At 70.4% G+C, this 22,710-nt stretch carries 21 protein-coding genes; 4 read left to right on the forward strand and 17 right to left on the reverse strand.

Annotated elements, in window-relative coordinates; genetic code table 11:
- Nucleotides 1–443 precede the first annotated feature (443 nt).
- Nucleotides 444–1,340 (forward strand): helix-turn-helix domain-containing protein, encoded by an 897-nt coding sequence (locus ACT4N7_RS25905; RefSeq protein ID WP_444831464.1) that lies wholly within the window; start codon nt 444–446, stop codon nt 1,338–1,340.
- Nucleotides 1,341–1,409: 69 nt separating this feature from the next.
- Here the strand turns inward: ACT4N7_RS25905 and ACT4N7_RS25910 are convergent, their stop codons facing one another.
- On the reverse strand, nt 1,410–2,633 hold the full coding sequence (locus ACT4N7_RS25910; protein WP_444831465.1) for a HEAT repeat domain-containing protein: 1,224 nt from the start codon (nt 2,631–2,633) through the stop codon (nt 1,410–1,412).
- Between the two features lie 246 nt (nt 2,634–2,879).
- Nucleotides 2,880–3,104, reverse strand: coding sequence for a SelB domain-containing protein (locus ACT4N7_RS25915; protein ID WP_444831466.1), 225 nt, complete (start codon nt 3,102–3,104; stop codon nt 2,880–2,882).
- A gap of 145 nt (nt 3,105–3,249) precedes the next feature.
- On the opposite strand from ACT4N7_RS25915, the gene ACT4N7_RS25920 reads away from it, so the two are divergent.
- Both ACT4N7_RS25920 and ACT4N7_RS25925 read left to right on the forward strand, forming a co-directional pair.
- Nucleotides 3,250–3,405 carry a hypothetical protein gene (locus tag ACT4N7_RS25920; RefSeq protein ID WP_444831467.1) on the forward strand — a complete coding sequence of 52 codons (156 nt, stop codon included), beginning with the start codon at nt 3,250–3,252 and terminating at the stop codon, nt 3,403–3,405.
- A 340-nt stretch (nt 3,406–3,745) separates the two neighbouring features.
- Nucleotides 3,746–4,177, forward strand: coding sequence for a hypothetical protein (locus ACT4N7_RS25925; protein ID WP_444831468.1), 432 nt, complete (start codon nt 3,746–3,748; stop codon nt 4,175–4,177).
- A 7-nt stretch (nt 4,178–4,184) separates the two neighbouring features.
- On the opposite strand, the gene ACT4N7_RS25930 is transcribed toward ACT4N7_RS25925, so the two are convergent.
- The 15 genes from ACT4N7_RS25930 to ACT4N7_RS26000 all read right to left on the reverse strand — a co-directional run bounded on the left by ACT4N7_RS25930 (nt 4,185) and on the right by ACT4N7_RS26000 (nt 21,610).
- A complete protein-coding gene (locus ACT4N7_RS25930) occupies nt 4,185–5,048 on the reverse strand; it encodes an acyl-ACP desaturase (RefSeq protein WP_444831469.1) in 864 nt (287 codons plus the stop codon).
- 12 nt (nt 5,049–5,060) lie between these two features.
- Nucleotides 5,061–5,894: an SAM-dependent methyltransferase gene (locus ACT4N7_RS25935; RefSeq protein ID WP_444831470.1), complete on the reverse strand. Its 834-nt coding sequence runs from the start codon at nt 5,892–5,894 to the stop codon at nt 5,061–5,063.
- On the reverse strand, nt 5,891–6,145 hold the full coding sequence (locus tag ACT4N7_RS25940) for an acyl carrier protein (RefSeq protein WP_444831471.1): 255 nt from the start codon (nt 6,143–6,145) through the stop codon (nt 5,891–5,893). The genes ACT4N7_RS25935 and ACT4N7_RS25940 overlap by 4 nt, the downstream gene beginning before the upstream one ends.
- A 14-nt stretch (nt 6,146–6,159) precedes the next feature.
- Nucleotides 6,160–6,675, reverse strand: coding sequence for a PaaI family thioesterase (locus ACT4N7_RS25945; protein ID WP_444831472.1), 516 nt, complete (start codon nt 6,673–6,675; stop codon nt 6,160–6,162).
- Nucleotides 6,672–7,460 carry a ferritin-like domain-containing protein gene (locus ACT4N7_RS25950; protein ID WP_444831473.1) on the reverse strand — a complete coding sequence of 263 codons (789 nt, stop codon included), beginning with the start codon at nt 7,458–7,460 and terminating at the stop codon, nt 6,672–6,674. The genes ACT4N7_RS25945 and ACT4N7_RS25950 overlap by 4 nt, the downstream gene beginning before the upstream one ends.
- Nucleotides 7,461–7,482: 22 nt before the next feature.
- A complete protein-coding gene (locus ACT4N7_RS25955; protein WP_444831474.1) occupies nt 7,483–9,123 on the reverse strand; it encodes an AMP-binding protein in 1,641 nt (546 codons plus the stop codon).
- 30 nt (nt 9,124–9,153) lie between these two features.
- Complete coding sequence (locus tag ACT4N7_RS25960) at nt 9,154–9,915, reverse strand: 4'-phosphopantetheinyl transferase family protein (RefSeq protein WP_444831475.1); 762 nt, start codon at nt 9,913–9,915, stop codon at nt 9,154–9,156.
- On the reverse strand, nt 9,875–11,119 hold the full coding sequence (locus ACT4N7_RS25965) for a cytochrome P450 (RefSeq protein ID WP_444831476.1): 1,245 nt from the start codon (nt 11,117–11,119) through the stop codon (nt 9,875–9,877). Before ACT4N7_RS25965 ends, ACT4N7_RS25960 begins: the two co-directional genes overlap by 41 nt.
- A 12-nt stretch (nt 11,120–11,131) precedes the next feature.
- Complete coding sequence (locus ACT4N7_RS25970) at nt 11,132–11,530, reverse strand: MaoC family dehydratase (protein ID WP_444831477.1); 399 nt, start codon at nt 11,528–11,530, stop codon at nt 11,132–11,134.
- A gap of 25 nt (nt 11,531–11,555) precedes the next feature.
- Nucleotides 11,556–11,939 (reverse strand): hypothetical protein, encoded by a 384-nt coding sequence (locus ACT4N7_RS25975; protein WP_444831478.1) that lies wholly within the window; start codon nt 11,937–11,939, stop codon nt 11,556–11,558.
- Nucleotides 11,940–12,169: 230 nt separating this feature from the next.
- Entirely contained in the window at nt 12,170–13,318 is a 1,149-nt protein-coding gene (locus ACT4N7_RS25980; protein WP_444831479.1) for a polysaccharide lyase family 7 protein, read from the reverse strand.
- Nucleotides 13,319–13,486: 168 nt separating this feature from the next.
- Nucleotides 13,487–14,758 (reverse strand): TIGR02679 family protein, encoded by a 1,272-nt coding sequence (locus tag ACT4N7_RS25985; RefSeq protein WP_444831480.1) that lies wholly within the window; start codon nt 14,756–14,758, stop codon nt 13,487–13,489.
- A complete protein-coding gene (locus tag ACT4N7_RS25990; RefSeq protein WP_444831481.1) occupies nt 14,758–18,852 on the reverse strand; it encodes a TIGR02680 family protein in 4,095 nt (1,364 codons plus the stop codon). The genes ACT4N7_RS25985 and ACT4N7_RS25990 overlap by 1 nt, the downstream gene beginning before the upstream one ends.
- Nucleotides 18,849–20,045 (reverse strand): TIGR02678 family protein, encoded by a 1,197-nt coding sequence (locus ACT4N7_RS25995; RefSeq protein ID WP_444831482.1) that lies wholly within the window; start codon nt 20,043–20,045, stop codon nt 18,849–18,851. The genes ACT4N7_RS25990 and ACT4N7_RS25995 overlap by 4 nt, the downstream gene beginning before the upstream one ends.
- Complete coding sequence (locus ACT4N7_RS26000) at nt 20,042–21,610, reverse strand: TIGR02677 family protein (RefSeq protein ID WP_444831483.1); 1,569 nt, start codon at nt 21,608–21,610, stop codon at nt 20,042–20,044. Before ACT4N7_RS26000 ends, ACT4N7_RS25995 begins: the two co-directional genes overlap by 4 nt.
- Nucleotides 21,611–21,813: 203 nt before the next feature.
- Here ACT4N7_RS26000 and ACT4N7_RS26005 point away from each other — a divergent pair, with 203 nt between their 5' ends.
- Nucleotides 21,814–22,587 carry a hypothetical protein gene (locus ACT4N7_RS26005; RefSeq protein ID WP_444831484.1) on the forward strand — a complete coding sequence of 258 codons (774 nt, stop codon included), beginning with the start codon at nt 21,814–21,816 and terminating at the stop codon, nt 22,585–22,587.
- Nucleotides 22,588–22,710: the final 123 nt, after the last annotated feature.

Genomic DNA, 22,710 nt, shown 5'->3' on the forward strand with positions numbered 1-22,710 from the left:
AAAAGGGGCACCCCGGGGGGGCCTCGCGGCCCCCCACCCCCCCCCCCCCCGGGGGGGGGCCAACCCCCCGGGGGCGTCGCCGCCCGCCCGGCGCACGCGCGGATGGGGCGACGTTTGACCAGGTCGCCAGGCCCGCGTCGGCGTGGCCGCGGCCTGCGACCCGCCCGGCCTTGACGCCGTTCAGTGTTCGACTACGCACGAAACGTTAGCAAGATAGCGACATCGCAACGCGCGCCGACTGCGGTTCAATCCGATATGTCAACAACGAGGAGGAGTCGGACCGGCGTACGGCGATAGTCCAAGCGCAGTCACCATTGTTACGCCAAACGGAGTAATCCGTTGCCCGGACTGCTGTCGCGCCGGTTCCCAGGATCGCACTGGCGGACAACCTCCGCACTGGGGGAATCGCCCGGACTATGGCCGGGGACGAGGAGGTCTGTTCGATGACCAGTGCCGCAGCGCTGCGATGGTCGACTGAGGCCAACTGCCTGACGTGCCAGAGCGACGGTGCGTGCCGGAGCACCGGGACGTGCCTGGCGGGCACGACCAGCGCCGCCCGGGTCCACTCCGTGGCCAAGGCCATCGACTACATGCACGGCCATCTCTCGGAACCGTTGCAGCTCAACGACGTCGCGCGGGCAGGCATGCTCAGCCCGTTCCACTTCCACCGGGTGTTCCGGGAAATCACGCTCACCACGCCCGCGAGGTTCCTCACCGCGCTGCGCATGACCGAAGCGCGGCACCTGCTGCTCTCGACGGCCAAGAGCGTGACCGAGGTGTGCACCGAGGTCGGATACTCCAGCCTGGGCACCTTCATCAGCCAGTTCGGCAGGCTCACCGGCCTGTCGCCGCGCCGGTTCCGCTTCGCGCTCACCCGCATCGGCGACCTGCGGATCGGCGATCTCGGCGCGACCGACGACTGGACCAGGTCGCATGGCCCGGTCGGCGTCGTCGGCGGCGGCCTGCGCGGCTGCGACTGCGCGCTGCTCGGGATGTTCCGGCTCGACCGGGCGCACGAGTGGCCGCTGGCGTTCGAGGTGATCGAGACCGACCGGCTGGCCAGGACCAACCTGTTGCCGGACGGGCGTTATCAGGCGGTCGCGGTCGGCTTCAGCTCCGACACCACGGTGCTCGACGCGCTCGCCGCGCCGATCGCCGTGCTCGGCGTGATCGGCTTCGACCTGAGCCCGCTGATCGTGACCCGCGGCGATGTGATGTACCCGTTCCACGTGGTGCTGCGGCGCCAGCGGCGGTTCGACCCGCCGGTCGAGGTGACCCGCGCGCTGCTCCAGTTGGCCAACGCGGCCGCCGCGAGGTCCCTGCGCGCGCTACCGATGTAGGCCGTGTCCCGTGCACGCAGGGCGAAGCGGGGTGGGCCGCGGTGGCCCACCCCGCTTCCGTTGCGCCGGTCAGTGGTGCTGGTCCATCCAGTTCGTCCTGGGGCAGAACTGCACGCCCGGGTGGTCGGGGATGTTGTCCTGGTTCGTGTCGACCTCGGCGTCGTGCGTCGAGTAGATGTCGAGGCTGTTCACGTCGACCTTGCCGTCGCCGTTCCAGTCGACCAGCTTGCCCTTGAAGCTGCCGGTGATGTAGGCGTTGGCCAGCGGTCCGGTCGGCGTGTCGAGCGTGCCGAGGATGCTGTTGCCGGGGAACAGGATCTCTTCGAGGCTGCTGCCCCGCATGGTGTCGAAGTTGATGTAGCCCCAGGTCTGCACCCGGCCGCGGACGTAGCGGATCGCGGGCGCGCCCTTGATCTCCATCAGCGGGTCGAGCGTCCACTCGCCGGAGCGCTTGGCGGAGACCATCTCGTTGCGGTGGCCGAGGGTGTCGTTGTCGGCCTGACCGGACAGGAAGATCGGGCGCTCGCCGCGGGACTCGAAGAAGAAGCTGCCGCGGCCCGCGCTCGCGTGGTTGGTGATCCCGCGGAACAGGAAGTTCTCCACGTGCGGCGTGCCGTCGTCGTGCAGTCCCGCGAGGTTCTTGCTGATGACCAGTTTGTGGTCGCGGGTGGCCACGTTCGGGCAGGCGTGCGCCTGGCCATAGCTGCGCGCGAGGCCCTGCGGGGCAAGGGTGATCTTGCCCCAGTGCCTGCCGGAGTCGTCCAGCCGGACGTACACGTCGCAGTGGATGTTGAGCAGGATGGTCTCGTCGAAGGTCCGGGTGGCGTCGAAGGTCCACGGCCGCGCGTCGAACGCGGGCAGCCCGGTGGTCAGCTCGGCGGCGAACAGCCTGGCCCACTCACCCACGTCCGCGTCGTCGTCGTGCACGTGCCGCTGCAGCACCTGCAGGGCCTTGGGCCCGCCGAACTGCTCCAGCGCCCACAGCGCGTTCCAGCGCACCTCGCGGTTGCTGTCGCCCGCGACCGCCTCGGCCAGCAGGTCGACCGCGCCCGGCAGGCCCCGGTCCACGTACTGGAACAGCGACTGCTCGCGGATCATCGGGTCCCGGTGGTTGAGCGCCTCCTGCGCGACCTGCTCGTCGGTCCGCACATCCAGCCGAATCGCCGACCGCTTGAGGAAATCGCCGAAATCGCTGTTCAGATAAGCCGGGTCGCCCTCCAGGTAATGGTCCCACACGGGCGCCGAGGACTCCGCGCCCTCGCCCTCGTCAACGTCAACAAACTCGACCGACATCGCAGTTACCCTTTCGGTTGCTGACACTCGACGGCCGCGCTGCCCTGGGGAAGTGCGCTCGGGCCGCGCAGCCGAGAACACGACGGAGCGGAATCGGATAAGCGGATAAATAGGTTCCGCCGCGGAAACTGGAAGCGGCGATCCGTGTTCCTCGAACTCTGTCGCTAGGTCTAACTAAAGCCAACGCCGACCGCGCAGTCAATGGCGTCGATAAAGGCAGCAAGCTGCCGTAGTTTCGCCAATCGGTCATTGTTTCCCACGGTGCGCACGGAATCGGCGGGTGTCGTCGGCCAGACGTTCGGTGACCCGCGCGCGGTCGAGGAACTCCAGCAGCGGCACCGCCGTCCGGCGGGTGGTGCGCAGGGCCAGTCGGGCGGCGCTGACGGTGAACGGCTGCGGCAGCCCGGCCAACACGGCGGCGGCGCGCCGGTCCGCGCCCACGAGCAGCACCACCCCGGCGGCCAGTCGCACCAGCCTGCCCGCGCGGGCCGCGGCCGCGACCTCCGGTGTTGAAGACCGCGCCGGCCACCAGGCCGGATACGCCTCCTCGGAGCATGCGGGAAGTTTCGCAAGCCACCGATACCGAGAACTTCTTCCAGCTAGGCAAACTGGGCCCATGACTGAGATCCGGCTCACCCGCCACGCCCGGGGCGGCGGCTGCGCCTGCAAGCTCCCGCCCGGCGAAACTCGACCCGCCTGCACTGCTGCTGGCAGGCGCGCAGACCTCGGCCGGCCCGCTGATCGCGGCGAGCACGCGGTCATCGTGCGCTGACTCAGCCGGAATGTCTTTTCCTTGCTGGATTCCGGTCCGATCGTTGCCTGGCTCAGGACCGCGGGCGCATGGTTCGAACGGCAGGAAACGGCGCCGACACGTGAACCGGCGCCACCTGCCCGACCGGCGGCGGGGTGCCACCGATAGCGCCGGTCGGTGGCGGACGGCGGCGCGTGCGAGCGAGATTCGCCCCCGTGGCGCCGTCCGCCACACCCTCGAATCCCCAGGAGTGTCCGATGTGGATGGAATGGCTGTCCGTTGGCGTCGTCACCGCGATCGTGCTGGTACGCCTGATCTCCCACCGCTTCGACCGCCCGACGGCCCGACCGCCCCGCCCGAGATGACCGCTGACCCGCTGCGCACGGCCCACGAGCTGTATCGCCGGTTCGGCTGGCCGACCGTGCTCGGCGAGCACGCGGTCACGCTGCCGCTGGGCATCGGCATCTGCGCGCTGGACATGGACGAGCTGATCGGCCCGCGGGTCGCCGCCGCGCTCCGCACGGCGCACTGCCTCGGCCCGGTCTGCGTGGTGCCTGCCGAGCCGACCCGGTGGATCTTCCTGGCCGAAGCGGACGGCACCGTGCCGGGCCGCGCGGCCTGGACCGCGCGGGTTCGTTTCCTGCCAAGCAGTTCGGCCGTGCCGCTGCCGCCGACGAACACCCCGGGCGGCGCGGTCCGCTGGGTGTGCGGGCCGCGACCGAACCGGCGGTGGCTGCCGACCTGCACGGCCATCCTGACCTCGGCGCCGCTGCGGAACCGCCGCACTGGCTAGAGTCGGCTCACCCGCTCCGCATCACCCGGCAGGCGGAGACGAACGAGACCAGCTCGTCCACCTTGTCCGACTTGGCGTCCACGGCCCGGTTGACCACCTTGATCAGGTGGTCGTACGCCTCCGTGTGGTCGTACCGGGCGGTGTCGGCGATCTTGAGCGCCCACCGCCAGTAGCCGCGGATGGTGTCGGCCAGCGGCATCCGAAAGTCGGCGATGACCTCGCGGATCGGATCGACGACGGCATCGCCGTAGCGCTCCAGGTACAGCCGGACCATGTCGGCGAAGAAGGAGAAGTGCCGGGCCTCGTCCTTGCTCAGCCGGACCAGGATGTCGCGCAGCAGCGGATCGCCGACGACCTGACGCAGGTGCTGGTAGTAGATCTGGGTCGCTTTCTCCTGCACCAGCGGATAAGCGAAGAACTGGACCGCCGCGGTGTAGGGCAGGTCGAACCGCTGCTGTCCCTCCTTGGCCAGCGACATCCGCAGCGCCTCCCGGTCGGCCAGCCCGGCCTCGACCTGGTAGCGCTCCAGCGTCCGCGCGTGCGTGTCCTCCTCCTGCGCCCACCGGATCGTGAAGTGGTAGAGCTCCCGGTTGTGCGCGAACGTGTCCAGGTCGACGCTGCCGTCGACCGGGAAGTTCTTCTCGTACACCGCGAAATAGCCGGGCAGGTGGTCCTCGATGATGGTGATGAACCGCACCGCGGACCGTTCGCCGTCGGTGAGACGTTCGGCGTCGGCCTGCGCCCAGTCGAAGCTGAAGTCGACGTCCCAGCGCTTCTCCGGCGGCGCCGTGCGCAAGAACGCCGACACCGCGGTGTCCACATCGGACACCGGCAGCAGCGCGCCGCCGATCTGCGCGGGCTTCCAGTCCATCGCGGCCTCCCCCTACCGGGACTTCTGACAGGTCAACGCGTAGTGCTTGGTGGTGAAGCCCCAGCCCGCGTTGGCGGTCTTGAGGTAGCGCACCAACTCCTCGGCCAGACCGGCGCGCAGCGCGTCGAGGGCCGCGGCGTTGCGCTCGACGTTGGCCAGCCAGTCCTCGATGGTGCGGTAGTAGTGCTCGGTCAGGTCGTCCACCGCGACGACGGAGAACCCGGCGTCCTCGGCACCGCGGATGAGCTTCGACAGCGGCCGCATGTCGCCCCAGCCGAAGATGGAGTCACGGACGAACACCGAGCTCTCGCGCTGGGCGAACTCGGCTCGCTTGGCCGCGTTGCGGTAGCAACTCTCGGACACGTAGAGCCGCCCGCGCGGGCGCAGCGCCGCCCACGCCTTGCCGAACACCGTGTCGAGGTCGGGCATGTGCACGATCGAGCCGAGCATGGTGATCGCGTCGAACCCACGCCGCTCGACGTCGAGCTGCTCGATCTGGCCGACCCGCGTACTGACCTTTTCGGACAGTCCCATGTGGACTGCTTGGTCGGCGATGTAGGCGTGCTGGTTCGGCGCTGGGCTCACCCCGACGGTCGTGGCGCCGTAGTTGGCCGCCATGAACAGGATCAGCGACCCCCAGCCGCAGCCGATGTCGAGCAGCCGGTGGCCCTCGCGCAGGCCGAGCCGGTCGGCGACGTAGTGCAGCTTCTGCCGCTGCGCCAACTCCAGGGTGTCGCTCGGCGTCTGGTACAGCCCGGAGCTGTACTTGCGCGTCGGGTCCAGGTACAGCTCGAAGACCCGCGGGTCCTGGTCGTAGTGCTGGTTCGTCCGCGCCTCGACGGTCACCGCGCCGCCAGGGTCGACTCGACCGAGGTGGCCACGTCGCGGATCGTCTTGAACCCGAAGACCTCGTCGTCCTCCAGCTCGATGTCGTAGGCGCGCTCGATCTTCGCCACGACGCGCAGCACCTTCACCGAGTCCGCCCCCTCGACGGTGCTCAGGTCGAGGTCCGGGGTCAACCCGCTTCGCGGCGTACCGAATTCCTTGGCGACCAGTTCGGTCACCGTGCCGATGATGGTGTCGAGCGGGACGGGCATGGGAGATCTCCTTCTCAGTCCGCGGTCCGCAGGTCCGCGAGGGCTTGTTCGATCAGCGCCGCGTCGGCGTCGGACAGGTCCATTCGGGACCTGGCCTGGCTCGCGGTCATCGGCTGGTAGCCGCCGGTCGCGAACACGATCGGCTGACCGTCGGCGTCCAGAATCTGGGCGTGGGCCTGGAAAGGCCCCGTGTCACCCGCCGACACCTCGGTCGTGGCGACGCAGCGGTAGGCCGTCCCGATGGCCAGCGGCGCGACGTAGCGGGTGCGCAGGCTGGTGGTGAACACGGAGAAACCCGTGCGCAGCACCAGGAGATTGCCCATGATCTCGTCGCACACGGTGGTCGACATGCCGCCGTGCACCACGCCGGGGTAGGACTCGAAGGCGCGGTCGAACTTGAGCGCGCACTCGATCCCGTCGTCGGTGCGGGTGAACGTGAGCCGCAGGCCGTGCTCATTCGCGGGCGAGCACCCGAAGCACTGGTAGTCCGGCAGCACCCGCCACGGGACCTCGATCGCCTCCCCCGTCACGAGAGTACGTCCGCCAGCGCCCGCCGCACCCGGCCGTTGGTCGACAGGTCGAGGTCGACCATCTGCCCGAACACCCGGCGGATCTTGCCTTGCAGCTCGTCGAGTTCGTCGGCGTCGGCGACCTGTTCGAGGAACATCTCGAACGCGGTGTCGATCGTCTCGTGGTCTTCGAGTTCGGTCAGGTTGGACTTGAACATGCTGACCGGGTGCTTGATCTTCTTGTCCGATGTGTACACATACAGCGTCTCCAGCACCGACGCGGTCTCCTCCGGCCGCTTGGCCAGCCGCTCGCGGCAGAAGTGGATGAACTCACGCGCGTGCCCCGCCTCGTCCAGGCTTGCCTTGAGCAGCAACTCTTTGAGCACCGGCTCCGCGACCGCGGTGGCCACCCGGCGGTAGATGTGGTTGACCGTCAACTCGGAGATGATGTTGGTGGCCAACGTCGCCGACGGCGAGGTGCCGGGATCGTACGGCGCGCGCATGGCCTCGACCGGCGCGTCCTCGACGTGCTCGCCGACCGCCTCCAGCCACGCCTTGAACATGTAGTGGTGCTGGATTTCCTGGTAGCCCCAGACGACCGCGAACGCCGAGAAGTCGTAGTCGTCCACGAACTCGTTGAGAAACCCGTGCACGGCGGCGATCACGTTGGACTCGCCCATGACCGCGCTCTTGGCGATCGACACGTACTCGGGCTTCACCAGGTCCCGGCGCACGGCGGAGAAGTCGACGTCGCTCAGCTTCCAGTGGTTGCGCTCGTAGTGGGTGAACACTTCGTAGGTGTGCATTGGACATCCTTCCCCTGGGCGACTACCGGAACAGGTTCCGCGCGGCGAGCCGCTGGAGCTTGCCGCTGCTGGTCCGCGGTATCGACTTCGGCGCGGCGAGCACCACACGCACGTCGTCCAGCCCGGTGGCGGACCGGATGACGGCGCGCAGCCTGGTCGTCACCTCGGCGTGCTCGCCCGCGTCGGCGGTGGTCTCGGCCACCAGCACCATCTGCTCGCGGCCGTCGTCCTGGTGGACGAACGCGACGCACCGCCGCCGGTGCACGCCGGGGTCGGCCCGGACCGCGCTCTCCACGTCGTCGGGATAGTAGTTTGCGCCGCGCAGGATCAGCATCTCCTTGCTGCGCCCGGTGATGAACAGTTCGCCGTCGGCGAGGTAGCCGAGATCGCCGGTCCGCAGCCAACCGTCCACTGTGAACGGTTGGGTGAGCACACCGTCGTCGTCCACGTAGCCCGCGGTCACCGAGCCACCGCTGAGCTGCACCTCGCCCACCCGCCGTTCTCCCAGCGGGGCGGCGGTTTCCGGGTCGGCGATACGCAGGGTCATGTCGAGCACCGGGAGTCCGACGCTCAGCAACCCGCGCGCGCCTTCGGTTTCCCGGTCGACCGGCACCGCGACCTTGTCCTCGGCGAGCCGGGCGCGGTCGACCCATTCCGGCCGCGGCCCGCGACCCAGCGGCGGGAAGGTCACCGCGAGCGTCGCCTCGGCCAGGCCGTAGACCGGAAGCATCGCCGCAGGCGCGAACCCGGCGGGCGCGAAGTGCGCGAGAAACGCCTCGACCGAGTCCACCGCGATCGGCTCGGCGCCGTTGAACGCGACCCGCCAGCGACTCAGGTCGTAGTCCGCGACTTCCTCCGCGGGCACGGCCCGGTGCAGGTAGTCGTAGCCGAAATTCGGCAGCGGCGCGATGGTGTAGCCGCCGTCGGCGAACTGCCGCAGCCAGTGCGCGGGGTCCTTGACGAACGCCGTGGGCTGCCACACCGTGACCGGAACCGCGGTGAGGATCGAGGTGAGCGTGCCGAACAGGCCCATGTCGTGGAACAGCGGCAGCCACATCGCGGTCCGGTCGCCCGGCCGCGGCAGGGCGATGCCCACCCGGATCGCGTCCATGCACGTCTGCACGTTGCGGTGGGTGAGTCGCACGCCCTTGGGCTGCGCGGTGCTGCCGGAGGTGTACTGCAGGATGATGTCGGCGTCCGGGCTCACCTCGCCGCCGTCGACCGTGTGCGTGGTGTCGGCGTCGAACAGTTCGTCGGCCATGATCCGCCGGACGCCGCCGAGCACCTCGTCCAGGAACGGCCCGAACTTGTGCAACCGTCGGGACACCACGACATCGCGGATCCGGCCGCTCGCCAGCACGCTCTGCGCCCGGGCGACATAGCCGTCCTGCGCGGTCGCGGGCAGCGGCAGCGGGCACACGCAGGCGCCGAGCCTGCTCAGCGCGAACAGCACCAGCAGGAAGTCCGGCTCATTCGTGCAGAGCACGCCGACCCGGTCGCCCGCCGCGATCCCGAGATCGCGGAACCGGGCGGCGATCCGCCCCGAGTCCTGGCTCAGTTCGGCCAGCCGCAACTCGGTCTTCTCGGCGGGAAAGCCGACGACGACGCCGGGATTGTCGGCCGCGACCTTGTCGAGCGCGGCGTGCAGAGTCGTATCCCGCATTTCCTGAACCCCGTCCCAGTCACCTACACGTCAGGTCAACTGCTTTCTCAGCGCCCGCGCGGTGTCCGCGGCCGCCCGGTCGGACTCGACCAGCCACCAGCGGGCATCGGCCCGCCGCGGCGCCCAGGTGTGGACCTCGATGTCCGGTGCGCGGCCGACCCGCGCGGTGAGCGCGAAGTGGCGCCCGCCGAGGTCGACGGCGCGGGTGCGCAGCGGCGTGCGCCTGCCCCGCCAGGTCACCGGCGACCAGTCGACCGCCGGGTTCCCGGCGAACCGGATGGTCGACAGCCCCGCCCGCAGCCCCCTGCCGAGCGCCTTGGCCGCGCTTTCCTTGGCCACCCAGCATTCCCGCGCCGAGTCCGGGCGTTCGTCCGTACCGCAGAAGCGGTGCCGGACCTCGGCCAGCGCGGCCTCCGCGGCGTCCTCGACGTCGACGCCGCACGGGTGCGGGCCGAGCGCCACCACCAGGACCGCGCTGTCGTGGCTGACCGTGAAGCCGAACCGCTCCCGGCCCGCCAGCCGCGGCCTGCCCCACTCGTCGACCGTGAGCGGCACGGCGGCGGGTTCGCGCCCGAGCGCGCGCCCGAGCACTGTCCTGGTGAACAGCCGCGACGCCACGGCCAGCACCCGCCGACCGCCGCGGTACCGGTCCACCGCCGCGCGGTCGGCGGCGGGCAGGTCCGCTACCGCGCCGTCGGCCACCACTCGGATCTCCGCCAGATCGGCGAGGTGCACCTGCGGCCACAGCACCTCAGGATCGGCCGGACGTGGCAGGCAGCGTTGCCAGACCACGGAACTGCAGGTTGTCGGCCCGCCACCGATGCGGCTTGTCGGTGGCCAGGCTGAGGTCGGGAATGCGCCTGCTCAGCTCGGTCAGCGCCGTCACGCCTTCGAGCCGCGCCAGGCCCGCGCCGATGCAGTAGTGCACGCCCGCACCGAGCCCGACGTGCCCGGTCTCGGTGCGCCGGATGTCGATCCGGTCCGGGTCACGGAACTTGGCCGGGTCGCGGTTGGCCGCGCCACGCACCAGGTAGGCGAGCTGGCCCTTGGCGATCCGCTGCCCGTGGATCTCGACGTCGCGGGTGACCAGCCGGTGGGTGAGCTGCACGGGGCCGTCGTAGCGCAGCACCTCCTCGACCGCGCCGGGGATCGTGGTCGGGTCGGCCTTGAGCAGCTCCCACTGGTCGCGCTGGCTCAGCAGGCCGAGCAGGCCGTTGCCGAGCAGGTCGATCGAGGTCTCGAAGGTGGCCACCATCAGCAGCAGCAGGTTCGAGCACAGCTCCTCGTCGGCGAGCCGGTCGCCGTCCTCCTCGGCGTGCACGAGCCGGGTGATCAGGTCGTCCCTCGGCTCGGCCCGGCGCTCGGCGATCACCCCGGTCAGGTAGGTCATCATGTGCTGCAACGATTCCGCGGCCGGGCCGCCGGACGCGGCCAGGTCGGGCGCGCCGCCGAGGAACACCTTGATCGTGTCGCACCACCGGGTGATCAGCGGGGCGTCGGACTTCGGCAGGCCGTAGAGGGTGACCAGGACCAGCGCGGGCACCGCGTAGGAGAAGTCGGGGATGAGGTCGAACTCGTCCTTCGCCACCATCTCGTCGACGAGGTCGGCGACGATCTCGGAGACCAGCGGTTCGAGGTTGCGGATGTCGCGCGGGCTGAAGCCCTGGCTCATCAGCTTGCGGACGCGGGTGTGCTCGGGCGGGTCGAGCATCCACATCCAGCCGGTCGCCAACCGGATGAACTGCCGCATCGGCGGCGACGGGTCCGCACCGCCGCGCGCGGCGAGCAGGCCGATCCGCCGGGAGGAGAACGTCTCGTGGTCGCGCAGCGCCTCAGCGACGTCGTCGTAGCGGGTCAATATCCACCCGTTGAGCTGCTCGTCCCAATGCGCCGGGGCTTTGTCCCGCAGCAGCGCATAAGTGGGATAAGGATCGAGAAAGACCTCGGTGCTCAGTAATCGAATATCTTCGGCCGTACTGGACACGCCGTCCGACATGACTACCTGCTTTCACCTGGATAACGCGTCCGATGCATTGCGCAGGATTTCAGCCGCCAGTTCGGCGACCCCGGTTCCCTGCAGTACCGGGACACCTTCGGCATTCGAGATGGAAATCGCACAGGAAAGCCGCACCCGGCCGTCGGGGATCTCGGCGGAGTCGGTGACCTCGACTACCGCGGTGATCTCCTCGCCAGCGAACACCGGGGCGAGGAACCGCACGGACATCTCGGTCGTGGCCACCTCGGGTCGGTCGAACAGCGGCGCCACCGCCAGGGTGAGCAGCCCCTGGGCCATCTGCTTGCCCGCGAGGCCGCTGACGTGGTGCGACCCCAGGTCGCCGGTCAGCCTGCCGCAGGCCGCGATGGCCTCGGCAGTGATCGTCCTGGTGGCGCCGAAAATGGTTCCCACGTGGTCGTTTCCTCTGTCCGAAGGGTTACTCACCGACGATGAACCCCTTGCTGCGGCCCCGGATCACGACCTCTTCGCCGACGCACAGCCGCGCGTCGAAGGCGATCTTGGTCATTCCCTCGGTCGGTTCGAGGCTGGTCACCTCCAGCTCGGCAGTCACCGCCTCGTCGCGGCGGACCGGCCGGGCGACCGCCCAGTCCATGCGGCCGGAGAGATAGTTCAGATCGCCGCCGAGTTTGGTGAGCGGCGCGATGACCAACAGATACGGCAGATAGTCGCCCGGGTCGTCGCCGGACCGCCCGGTCAGCACCAGGAATTCGCCGATCTCGTCGGCGGTGTAGGATTTCGTCCAGGACAGCACCGAGCCCACGGATATTTCGCCGTGCAGAGCATTTCGGACACTCGTCACCGATTGCGCCCCCAATCCGAGCTCCCATTCGAGGACACCGGGACCGCGCCGCCCCGATGACCGAACAGAACGGTACACAGCCCGAATACGCAGCCGCCCCACGAGTGTGATCTAGTTCACATACCGCCGGGTAACCTCACTCGATCGGCGCAATCGATTTTCACAGTTGCGGCTCCGCCGCGGATGTCAACCAGTCACCCCGTGGCACCGCGATCGCGGCCAACGTGGGATCAGGGTCGGTAGATGTCGGTCTCGGTGATGCTGGTCCAGTTGTTGACCGTGTTGCCGAATCCCACGATCCGAAGGTAGCGGGCCGTGCGGTCGGCGAAGTCGTAGGTCTCCGGCCCCGTCGTGGTTCCGGTGCTGTCGCGTGTGGACACCGCGGTCGACCAGGCCGTGCCGTCGGTGGAGGTTTCCACCGTGAAGCTGGACCGGCGTTCGTCACCCCGGTACCAGGCGATGGCCACCTTCGACAGCGGCTGCGCCGAACCGAGGTCGTAGCGCACCCAAGTCCCGTCGCCCTCGTCGGACCACCGGGTCGCCAGGTTGTTGTCCAGCGTGTTGGCGGGAACGTTGCCGTCGTCCCCGCGCGCGGTCACGGCGGACACGGGCAGGGACGGCGGTGGCGGCGGTGGCGGCGGGGCGGCGTCGCCGAGGGTGACGTTGTAGATCGTGGCCTCGCCGTAGTTGGCGCTACTGCAGGGCGTCGAATTCGTGCAGTTCGCCTGGGTGTAGGCGCCCGCCTTGAAGTACCCCCCGGTGAAGGAACGCGTAATGGTCGTCTGCAGCACGCCGTTGTAGTACGCCTTGATCTGGCCGCCGCTGACCACGAACTTCACCTGGAACCGCGTGTTGAGCGCGAAGTTCGAGGTCACCAGCTTGTGGTGGCTGTCATTGTCGTTGGTGACGTAGAGGTTGGTGCCCTCGACTCGGAACACCGAGACGTCGTCGGTGCCGTTGTGGATCTGCCCGACCACGATGTGCGGCTTGTCGTCGGGCAACCTGTTGACCGCTTGATCGATCGTCAGGATGTGCGTCCCCGACGTCGACGACCAGCCCGCGTTCGTCGTGCCGTTCATCTCCCGCAGTTCGGACCGCGGATAGTTCGAGCCGCTGGTCGTCACCCCGTTGACAGCGGCCCGGAACCGCACCCCGTCACACGTGGTGTTCACCTTGAACCAGGGATCGACCCGGTAGGTCGCCAACGAGGGCTGCTTGACCTCGTCAGGACGCTCCGATTGCCCGATCGGCAACTGAATCTTCCAGTTCGCCAGATTCAGCACCTGTGCCGGGTAGTCACATGCCGCGGATACCGCCGTGGCCGGGCCGGGCACCAGCCCGATGCCGCCTGCCAGAACCGCCACCAGGAGATACTTCACGTCACTTCCTCCGTCTCGCGTCTCGTGGTCCATCGAAGTAGGCGAGGGCGCCAATTGGCAAGCCCCTATGGGGGTTGGGGAATTTTCGCCATCAGCGAATGGGTCCGCCGAGCACGCCGAGGATCTTGGACGACGCGATCGCCGCGGACCCGTCGAAATGGCGGCGCGTCAGATCGAGTGGGCGAGATCGGCGACGAGGTCCGGGAGGAGTAGTTCCTCTTCGATCTGGCGGGCGGCCAGCGCCATCGACGGGCGCAGGTCGGGATCCCAGGTCGCGTCCACCGCCCGCCCGGCCAACTCCCTACCGGACACACTCGCCACGGCCTGGGTGTAGGCCGGTGCGTCGAACCGCCACGGCCGCCACGACACGTGTCGCGACAGGCCGTTGGCGATCCGCAGGCCACCCCAGTCGAAGTCGCCGTGGTAGGTGAATCGGGCACCGTCGATGTCGAGGAGGTCGAGCAGCCTGAGCACGGCGGTGGACGGCTGGCCGTTGAGGCAGACCAGCGGCGGGCAGCGCGGGCCGAGTTCGTCGGCGGCGGTGGCCACGACGATCGGGTTCTCGCAGATCCACACCACGCGGGCGCCGACCCCCAGGCCCGGCTGCTCCCGACCAAGCTGGCGCAGGGTGAGCAGACACGGCTCGCCCGCCTCCCGCGCCAGGCCGAGGATTCGCGCGGTGGCCGACCCGGTGCCGCCGGGCAGGCCCGCGCACAGCACCGACGAGGACAGCTCGTCGCGGTGTACGCCGACCGCGGCCCAGCTCGCGCGCCGCTCGGCGGCACTGGCCGCACCGCTCGGCGCCGCGCCCGCGAGAACCCGGGCCGCGGCGAGAACCAGGGTGGCCAGTGGGTGACCGTCGTCCAACGCGTGGGCGTCGCCGGTGTGGGCGGCGGCCAATCGGCCCGACGCGATCCCGGCCGAGGGCAACGCGGCGAGCACGCGCACCGCGGCGGCCAGCATGGCCGCGGCAGGCACCGGGTCCGGCGCCAGGCGACGCACCAATCCCGTGGTGGCCAACCATTCCCGCCACGGGCGGAGTTCCGGGCGCTGATCGACCATGGCGTCCACTGGCGCGAACGCGGCTGCCCACGCTGCCCGAACGAGAGCTTCCTGTCCGACCCGGTCGGCGATGTCGCCGACAAGCGCGTGCACCGCGGCACCCAGGCCCGTCGGCGCGGCACCACTCGATCGCAGCAGCGTGTCGAGGTCGTCGAGCGAGACCGACAACGAGGTTCCGGTACCCGCGCGGCGGCCGAGCAACCGTTCCACCGCCCGGCGCTGCTCCGGCCCCGCGGTGCCGAGCGTGACGGTCCCGGTGAGCGGTCGGCCCAGTTCGAGCCGGTGCCGCAGGCGGTCCAGCAGCCAGGCCAGGTCCGCCGTGCCCAGCAGTCTGCGCAGCCGCTCGACATCCGGCGTCGGACTGTCCGATGTGGACATCAGCCGAACAGGGTTTCTTCTGCGGGTGCGGGAGTCGGGGTCGGCAGGTGCGGGATCGGGCGGGCCAGCTCGACGCGTTCCCTGCCGTCCCAACGCCACGGTGTGACCAGCACGGCGTCGATGCCGTCGCGGCGGGCCAACTGGGAGATCGCGAGACCGGGAACCTGTGGGTAGCAGCCCCATTCGCGCTCGCTGGTCATCACCACGTCCAGGTCGAACGACGCGAGCAGCCCGAGGCACTTCGCCCGCGAGTCGTCGTCCACCCCGGCGAACGCCTCGTCCAGCGCGATCAGCCGCGGCGCGTCCGGGTTGCCCGCCGAGCTGTAGAACGACGACGCGGCGGCGAACAGCGGCACCGACGCGGCCAGCACCCGCTCACCGCCCGACGCCGGACCGGCCGCCGGACGCCACTGGCCGTCCTGGTAGCGCTGGATCGCGAACTCGTGCCAGGACCGGTAGTCCAGCGCCCTGGTGAGCTGCTCGGCCCAGCCGCCGCCCGCGTCCTCACTGTGCTCGCGGGCGATCTCCGTCTGGAGGAACGCGCCGACGAGCGCGCGGTCGTCGGGACTCCACGCGTCCGCGGTCTGCCGCAGCAGCCGGTCGCGCACCCGGTCGAGCCCTTCCGGCGCACCCTTGGCGGTGCGCCAGAGCAGCCGCAGGCGCATACCGGTGGAGGTCGGGCGTGCCTCCAGGTCCGCGTTGATCCCCCGCACCTGGTCCTCGGCGCCGGTGATCAACTCTTGGAGGGTGCCCGCGACCTCGTTGACGAGGTGGTTCTCCAGGATCTCCCGTTCCTTGGCCGACAGCAGGGTGCCGCGCTGCTCGGTCTCGGCGGCCAGCGCGTCGACCAGGGTCGGGATGTCCTGGGTGCGGCCCTGGAACCGCACATCAACCACTATCACGCCACTGTGGACGGTCAGGCCGACGGAGTGGCCGTGCCGCGAGAGCGCGTCGGTGAGCAGCTTGTGTTCGGCGGACACCTTCTGCTGGACCAGTTCCCAGGCCCGGTCGGCGTCGTCGACCGGGTCGAGCGCGGTGTTGATCGCGCGTGCCAGCACCACGGCCGGGGTCGGCGCCCATTGGGCGGCGGGGTCGGGGAAGTCCAGTTCGGGCAGGGCCGTGCCAAGCAGGCCGGTGGCGGCGAACGCGCGGAGGTCGGCGACGGCACGGTCTCGTTCACCGGTCGCGCCGTCGATCTCCGCGCGCAGGGTCTCCTGCCGCCCGGTCGCCTTGCCCCGGTCTTCGGTCGCCCGGTTCTCCTCGGCGCGGACCTGCTTCTCCCGTTCGCCGCAGCCGGTCAGCTCCTGGTCGACGGCGGCGAGTTCCTGGTACAACTGCTCGACTCCGGCGCCCGCCGTGTCGACCAGCACCCGCAGCCGCTCGACGGCCGCCGCCGCCTTCTCGGCCGCGTCAAACGCCTCTTGCACCGCTGTGGCATGACTTTCCGCCGCCGCGGCGTGCTCGGCACCGGCCTCGCCCACGGCCCGCTCCGCCCGCTCCGCCGCCACGGCGGCAGGCCACAGCGTCGCCAGCGCGACCCGGTAGTCGCCGATCGCGTGGCCGATTTCCTTGAGGGCGCCCGGGTCGGCGGGCAGACCCACATCGCCCGCGAACTCCTCGGCGCTGCCCTTGGCCGCTCGCGCGTCGTCCGCGCGGGCAGCGGCCACCTCGACGGCTTCGGCCAGCAGCCGGTCGACGTCGCGCTTGGTCTGGTGTTCGCCCGCGAGCCGGACATGCGCCTCGCGCAGGCTGTCGTCGCCGGGCAACGCCTGGCGTTCGCCGGAGAGCGCGGCCAGCAGGCGCACCACCTCTGTCGCTGCCTCGGTCAGGTCCTCCGCGAGACCGCGCAACCGGTCGCGCTCGGCCACCAGGTGCGCCAGGCGGGCCCGGCGGGCCGCCTCGCGGGCGCCTTCACCGAGGTAGGCGGCGGTGTCCTTGTGCCACGCCCCGGTGAGGACGCCGATCGAGAACCGGCCGTCGACGTCGACCCACGTCGAGCCGCGCGGCCCGAGGCCGATTCCCCGGAGCACCGCGGCGACCGCGTCGTCGGTCAGCACGTCGGCGAACTCGTCGGCCCGGTCGACCGCGGGCGTCAGCACCGACATCAACCCGCCGTCGGGCGCGGGATCCCGTGGCAGCACAAGCACATCGTCAGTGATCGCGTCGCGCAGCTCGCCGTCCGGGGTAACCCAGGCGTCGAGGATGCCCGCCGCCTCCAGCGCCGCCTCCAGTCCCGCGCGGTCGCCATCGCGGACACCGTCGACGAAGTCCACCACCCTCCACAGTGGACCGCCAGGACGTCCTTGCCTGGACAGCGGATCGCGGGTGCGCGGCACGGGTGGCGCGTCGTGGCCGCCGTCCTCCAGCCGGGCTATCTCGGCGACGATCTCGCCGATCTCGGCCTCGACAGCCGCCGCGCGGGCGTCGAGTTCGGCCTGCCGCCTGCCCAACTCGGCGGTCGCCCGCGAGGCCGCGTCGGCAACGGCGGCGGTCACCGGGTTGGCGCCGTCGAGCGTGTCCACCCATGCTTCGAGGGCACCAAGCACACCGCCGACGTCGGGCACGGCGAATCCCGTGGTACCCGCCAGATAGGCCGAGCACGCGGCCACCAACGCGGTGCCCGTGTCGGTGACGACGCGTTCGGCCGCCGCGATCCGTTCCGCCGCCGCCTGACACTCGCCCGTGATCCGATCGACGTGGCCACGCGCGGCGCGCAGGGCGTCGTCCGCCCGGGCAACCGCGACCAACAGCCGATCGAGTTCGGCCCCGGCGCGGACCCGTCGGTCGATCAGCTCCGCGCCTGCCCGGACCGCCGCCGGATAGGGCGGTGCGTCGCCGTCGAACACGGACATGACCTCGGCGTGGCGGCCGAGAACCCGCGCGGCGTCGGCGTTCTGTTCGGCGATGCGCCGCGCGGCGTCGAACGACGCCCGGTCGACCTCGGCTTCCCGGTGGGCGTCGGCGAGCTGCCTTTCCCTACGCCGCAACGATTCCACGGCGGACGACTGGTCACGGTCACGGCTGCCCGCGAACGCCGTCAGGCGTTCGGACTCGACGCGGGCCTCGTCCAGTTTCTCGGCGTCGCGCATCCGGGGGCTGTCGTGCAGCGCCTGGCGGCGGGCGTCGAGCCGGTTGCGTTCCGCGGCGAGGTCGACCAGCGACCGTTGCGCCGCAACGAGTGCGGCCGCCGCGGCGGCGTACGCCGTCTCGGCCTCGCCGAGTTCACCGCTCAGTTTCTCGTACCGGCTCTGCGCCTTGCGGGGCGGCAGGGAATGGCGCTTGGCCGCGATCCTGGCGTAGCGGCGGTAGTGGCCGAGGAAGGTGTCGGCCGCGGACTTCGCCTCGCTGAGCCCGCGCAGCGCCGCGCGTTCCTCGTCCAGACCGCGGAACGCGCCCGCGACGGTGGCGACCAGCGCCTGATCCAGCGGCGGCAGCGCCTCGGTGAGCGCCCTGGACAACAGCTTCTCGTCCGGCCGCTTGGACAACTGCGGCTGCCGCAACTGGATGAGCAGGTTGACCAACGCCTCGTACCGGTGCGTCCCGAGACCGAACAGGGCCTCGTCCACCGCCCGCCGGTACTCCGTGGCCGTGTCGTACACCGTCCCGTGCCCGTCGACCGCGTCCTTGAGCCGTTCCCTGGTGAGTGCGACCCTGGTGGGACTCACGAGCGACAGGTCCGCGCCGATGCGTTGGTTGGTCACGAAAAACCAGTGCCGGGCGATGCCGCGCCCGGCGACGGCCTTGAGCCCGCAGCCCAGCGTTCGGTACTCGGCGGTGCCGTCGGCGAGCCTGCGGCCAAACTCCAGCCAGGTGTAGCCCAGCCGCTCGGAATGCGGGTGCTTCCCGCCGAGCAGCAGGTTCCACTCCATTCGCTTGTTGCGGTCGCCGTCGGGCTCGACGCGGTGCGGCGCCAGTTCCCCGTCGAGCAGGAACGGCAGTGTCAACGCGAGCACCTTGGACTTGCCGGTGCCGTTGTTTCCGCGTAGCAGCAGCCTGCCGTCGTGGAAGTGGAACTCCTCCAGGTCGTAGTAGAAGAGGTCCACCAGACCTGCGCGCAGCGGCTGCCAACGCCGGGTGTGCGGAGTGGGCGTCACGGTGTCTTCCTGTTCGGGCGGTCTCGGATGGTGGGCGCACCGACCGCGTACCGGGCGATGGCGGGCCGGGGAGCGATCATCGGCCGCTCGCCCGGCACGTCGGTGATCAGCCGCAGGGCGCGCAACTTCTCCAGCGCGATGGCGAGCAGTTCGACGTCCGCGCCCGGTTCGGTGACGCCGCGCCGCCAATAGCTCGCGTGCTTGGCCGCGACCATGCGCACATAGGCCAGCAACGCGTCTACCGTGACCGGGGATCCCTTGGCCGCCAAGTGTTCGGCGACCAGCAGCGTGACGTGGCCGTCAGTGCGCTGCTCGGGCATCCGCACATCGGTCAGCTCGTCGTCGGGGTCGACCATGGCAACGCCCTCGGCGCGCAACTCGGCCACCAGCCCGGTGGCGTCCTCGATCCGCCGGGAGATCGCGTGGCGCTGGCCGACCAGGTAGACGCGCTCGTCGTCGGGCAGTTCGTCGTAGTACACGACCGGGTCGTCGAGCAGCCTGCGGGTGAGCCGGTGGCGCAGGGCGCGGTTGCGCAGGTCGTCGTTGTCGGGCACCGGCTCGTGGGTCAACTCGGCGAGCCTGCGCTCGAAGTCGGGCGCGGTGATGGTCGACGGGCCGCGGTGCCCGGTGAGCAGGGCGGCGAGCACGCGGCGGTGCACGTCGTAGAGCACGTCACCCGAGTCGGAAAGATAGGCGTCCTCCTCGCCGGACACCCGGTCGAGCACACCCCAGCCGAGCAGCAGCCGCACCACCGCGACCAGATCGGAGCGTTCGTCGCGGCGACTGAGGGTGAACGAGACACCCGCGTCGGCCAGGTCCGGCTCGGCGACCGCGATCAGCACGCCCTCGGCCAGCCGACCGAGGGTGATCTGGGTGTCGGCGCGTTCCAGGACCGACAACGCCAAGCAGAGCAACACGTATCGGCGCCTGCCGAACGGCGGTTTGCCTCGGCCGTCCCTGGCCGGGTGGGTGCCGTCGGTGTTCGTCGGCGCGGACTTGAACAGCCGGACCGAGTCGGTGTCGACCTGCAACCGCCACCCGGTCTCCTGCGCGAGCCAGTCGCGCAGTTCGCTCGCATACCTGCGGACCAGGCGGATCTCGTCGTCGTCCTGGCCCGCGACCAACAGCGGCTTGACCAGCAGAGCGCGCAAGGCTTTGCGTCGCTGCTGGACCTGCTCGTCGGATGCCGTCACGCGAATACCGGGGGCCTGCTCAGGTCGACGATCTCGATGAGGTGTTCCTGTCCATGCAGGACACCGTCCTCGGTGTCGATCGCGACCGTACCGCCGTCGTCCACCAGCGACAGCCGGATCTCCATCGTGCCGTCGCCCGTGGTCGTCTTGACCTCGGTGTCGTCGGGTCGCCGAGCCGACATCGCGTCGCCGAGCAGGCCGAGGAACAGCCGGAACGCGCGGGCGTCGAGCGTGCCGAGGTCGGACAGCAGCACCGGTCCGCCCGTGGCCAGCCGCCGCCGCGCCTCGGCGACCTGCGCGGACTCGCGTTCGACGTGCGCGAGGAGCAGTCTGCGCTGCTCGTCGTGGTCGGCGATCCTGGTGGGCTTGCCGCGCCGCTCGTAGGAGCCGGTGCGGCGGAGCTGCGGGCTGATGTGCACGGCGGGCGCGTCGCGCCACGGAGTGGTGGGCGACGGTTCCACGTCGTGCCAGGCGGCGAGGGTGGGCTGGGTGACCGACAGGTGCCGCGCCGGGGTGAGTCCGAACGCCGCCCGCCACAGCCGGTGGGCCGCGTCGTCGTCCGGCGCCTCGGCGAACCAGCGGGCCAGCGCGCGGAAGTCCGCGGAGCGGTCGGACCGGCCGGAGCGGCGCTCGTTGAGGGTGGCGACGGTGTCGATGAGCTGCGTGATCGCACTCACCGCCGCGCCGCGCAACAGCCGTGCCTGCGACGGGTGCCGGGAGTCCGCCGACAGGAACCAGTCGCGCAGACCCCGCCACCGGTTGCGCCAGCCGTCGAGCGTGGCGGCGAGGGTGGTGTCGTACTCGGTGTTCGCGGTCTCGTCGTCCGGGAGATCGGGCACGGCGTCGGCGGCCTCGCGGGTGGCCGCCACGGTCAGCAGGCGGTCGACGTCGAAGCCCTCGATCCGGCCGAGCAGGGTCGCGATCTCGGCGCCCCGGTTCGCCAGGTCGGCGATGAACCGGTTGATGTAGTCGATGAGCCGCTGCTTGTAGGCGACGAACGCGGCCACGTCCCCGTCGGAGAAGTCGATCACGCGGCGCAGCGACGCCATGAACGCCTGCGCGTTGTCGGCCAGGCCGGTGAACCGCTCGGCCAGGCCGAGCAGCAGCAGGTGCAGCTTCGCCGGGTCGAGATCGACCGAGTCGACGGCGGCCAGTTCGGCCAGTGCGCGGAGCTGGCCCGCGATGTCGGCCAGCGCCACCGACTGAAGCGCGCCCCGCCTGCCGATGGCCTCCTCGTAGACAGCGATCGCCTCCTCGGCAGCCTGACCCGCCGAGGTGAGCTGGTAGAGGTACCGGGCGCGGTGGAAGTCGGCGACCGTGGTGACCCGCCCGGTGTCCGGGTCGGCGCGCAGGTTGCCCCACCCGACGAGCTGGTCGAGCGCGGCACCGACCGGCTCGGCGTCGCCTGGCCTGCCGAGATCGGCGGCCACGTCCTCCGGGCGCATGTGCACGATGAACCGGTCGCGCGCGCGGGCGAAGGTCCGCAGCACGTCCCGGTACAGCGCCTCGTTGGGCGTGCCCAAGTGCGCGAACGGCTGCCGGGACGCGCCGGTACCCGTGGTCATGGCAACCATTGTGACGGCAGGCCCCGACAGTCTCGCCAGCACCCGCGCACGTCGGCTCGATCGGACTACCGGGACTCTTGTCCGGCTGTGCCGAACAAGAGTCCCGGTGTGCAGCCGGGGACCATGCCTGTCTTGTGGCGGACAACGGGGTTCGGGCATGGTCGCCGGATGGTTTCTCGCGGGGTTCGCGTCGAGGTGGGGACATGGCGTTGAAGTGGCTGCTGCTGGACGACCGGACCGTCGACGCGGTGTGCGCGTTGGCATCCGCGTCCTGGGAGCCGGCCGAGCTCGATCGGACGTGGCGGCGGGTCGGCTGGTCGGACGGCGACAAGTCGCCAGCTGACCAGGTGTTCGCGCAGTACGAGTTCATGCTCTGGTCGGGGCAGCACTGGGTGCGCGCGGGAATGGCGCCGGACCTGGACCGGATCACCAGCCTCGGGCTGGACTTCGCGCTGTACTTCGATCCCGACGACCGTTCGGCGACCCTGCCCGAGGCCGAACGCCGCCGAATCGAGGAACTGGCCGCGGGCCGACTGCTGCACATGGTGCCGCCGTCGCGCGGCTTCGTGGATCCCGACTACCGCGCCCAGGATCTGGCCGAGTTCCTCGACGACGTCGAACCAGGCGACGCGGCCGCCGCGATCCCCCAGGCCGATCCTCCGGCCCCGGCAGGCCAGGATTGGCTTGGTGACGGGGAAGCCGGTCGCGCCGCGTTCGACGGGGCGTGGCGGCACGCGTGCGGGATGGTCTCGAATCGGCTGGGTGCCCCGGAAATCTCCGGCACCCACTTCGACGACGGCCTGCACCACGCGATGTGGCGGGTGGATTCCCGGGTCGTGGCCGTGGCGCAGGGCGAGGACTTCGACTCCTACAGCCTCTACTCGGCCGGATCGCTGCTGGTCACCGACTTCCCGCCGAACACTCCCCTCCCGGTCGGCAACGCGTTCTACGGCCTGTTCGAAGGTGACGCCCACTAGGCAGTGTCTCGAAGTCCGTACCGGTCAACATCGGCAGTGATGCGCGGTCTCGGCGTGTCGTTGATCAAATAGGCGAGGTCTCCGGTAGATCGATCAACGACCAAGAAGATCGAGAACACCGGA

The organism is Actinokineospora sp. (assembly GCF_052390155.1).
Classification (GTDB): Bacteria; Actinomycetota; Actinomycetes; order Mycobacteriales; family Pseudonocardiaceae; genus Actinokineospora.

Bases quoted from the DNA above. Each gene is read 5' to 3' on its own strand.
- ACT4N7_RS26000 (WP_444831483.1), bottom strand. From the start codon at position 21,610: ATGACCACGGGTACCGGCGCGTCCCGGCAGCCGTTCGCGCACTTGGGC.
- ACT4N7_RS25905 (WP_444831464.1), top strand. From the start codon at position 444: ATGACCAGTGCCGCAGCGCTGCGATGGTCGACTGAGGCCAACTGCCTG.
- ACT4N7_RS25910 (WP_444831465.1), bottom strand. From the start codon at position 2,633: ATGTCGGTCGAGTTTGTTGACGTTGACGAGGGCGAGGGCGCGGAGTCC.
- ACT4N7_RS25950 (WP_444831473.1), bottom strand. From the start codon at position 7,460: ATGCACACCTACGAAGTGTTCACCCACTACGAGCGCAACCACTGGAAG.
- ACT4N7_RS25920 (WP_444831467.1), top strand. From the start codon at position 3,250: ATGACTGAGATCCGGCTCACCCGCCACGCCCGGGGCGGCGGCTGCGCC.
- ACT4N7_RS25965 (WP_444831476.1), bottom strand. From the start codon at position 11,119: ATGTCGGACGGCGTGTCCAGTACGGCCGAAGATATTCGATTACTGAGC.
- ACT4N7_RS26005 (WP_444831484.1), top strand. From the start codon at position 21,814: ATGGCGTTGAAGTGGCTGCTGCTGGACGACCGGACCGTCGACGCGGTG.
- ACT4N7_RS25940 (WP_444831471.1), bottom strand. From the start codon at position 6,145: ATGCCCGTCCCGCTCGACACCATCATCGGCACGGTGACCGAACTGGTC.
- ACT4N7_RS25925 (WP_444831468.1), top strand. From the start codon at position 3,746: ATGACCGCTGACCCGCTGCGCACGGCCCACGAGCTGTATCGCCGGTTC.
- ACT4N7_RS25985 (WP_444831480.1), bottom strand. From the start codon at position 14,758: ATGTCCACATCGGACAGTCCGACGCCGGATGTCGAGCGGCTGCGCAGA.
- ACT4N7_RS25930 (WP_444831469.1), bottom strand. From the start codon at position 5,048: ATGGACTGGAAGCCCGCGCAGATCGGCGGCGCGCTGCTGCCGGTGTCC.
- ACT4N7_RS25955 (WP_444831474.1), bottom strand. From the start codon at position 9,123: ATGCGGGATACGACTCTGCACGCCGCGCTCGACAAGGTCGCGGCCGAC.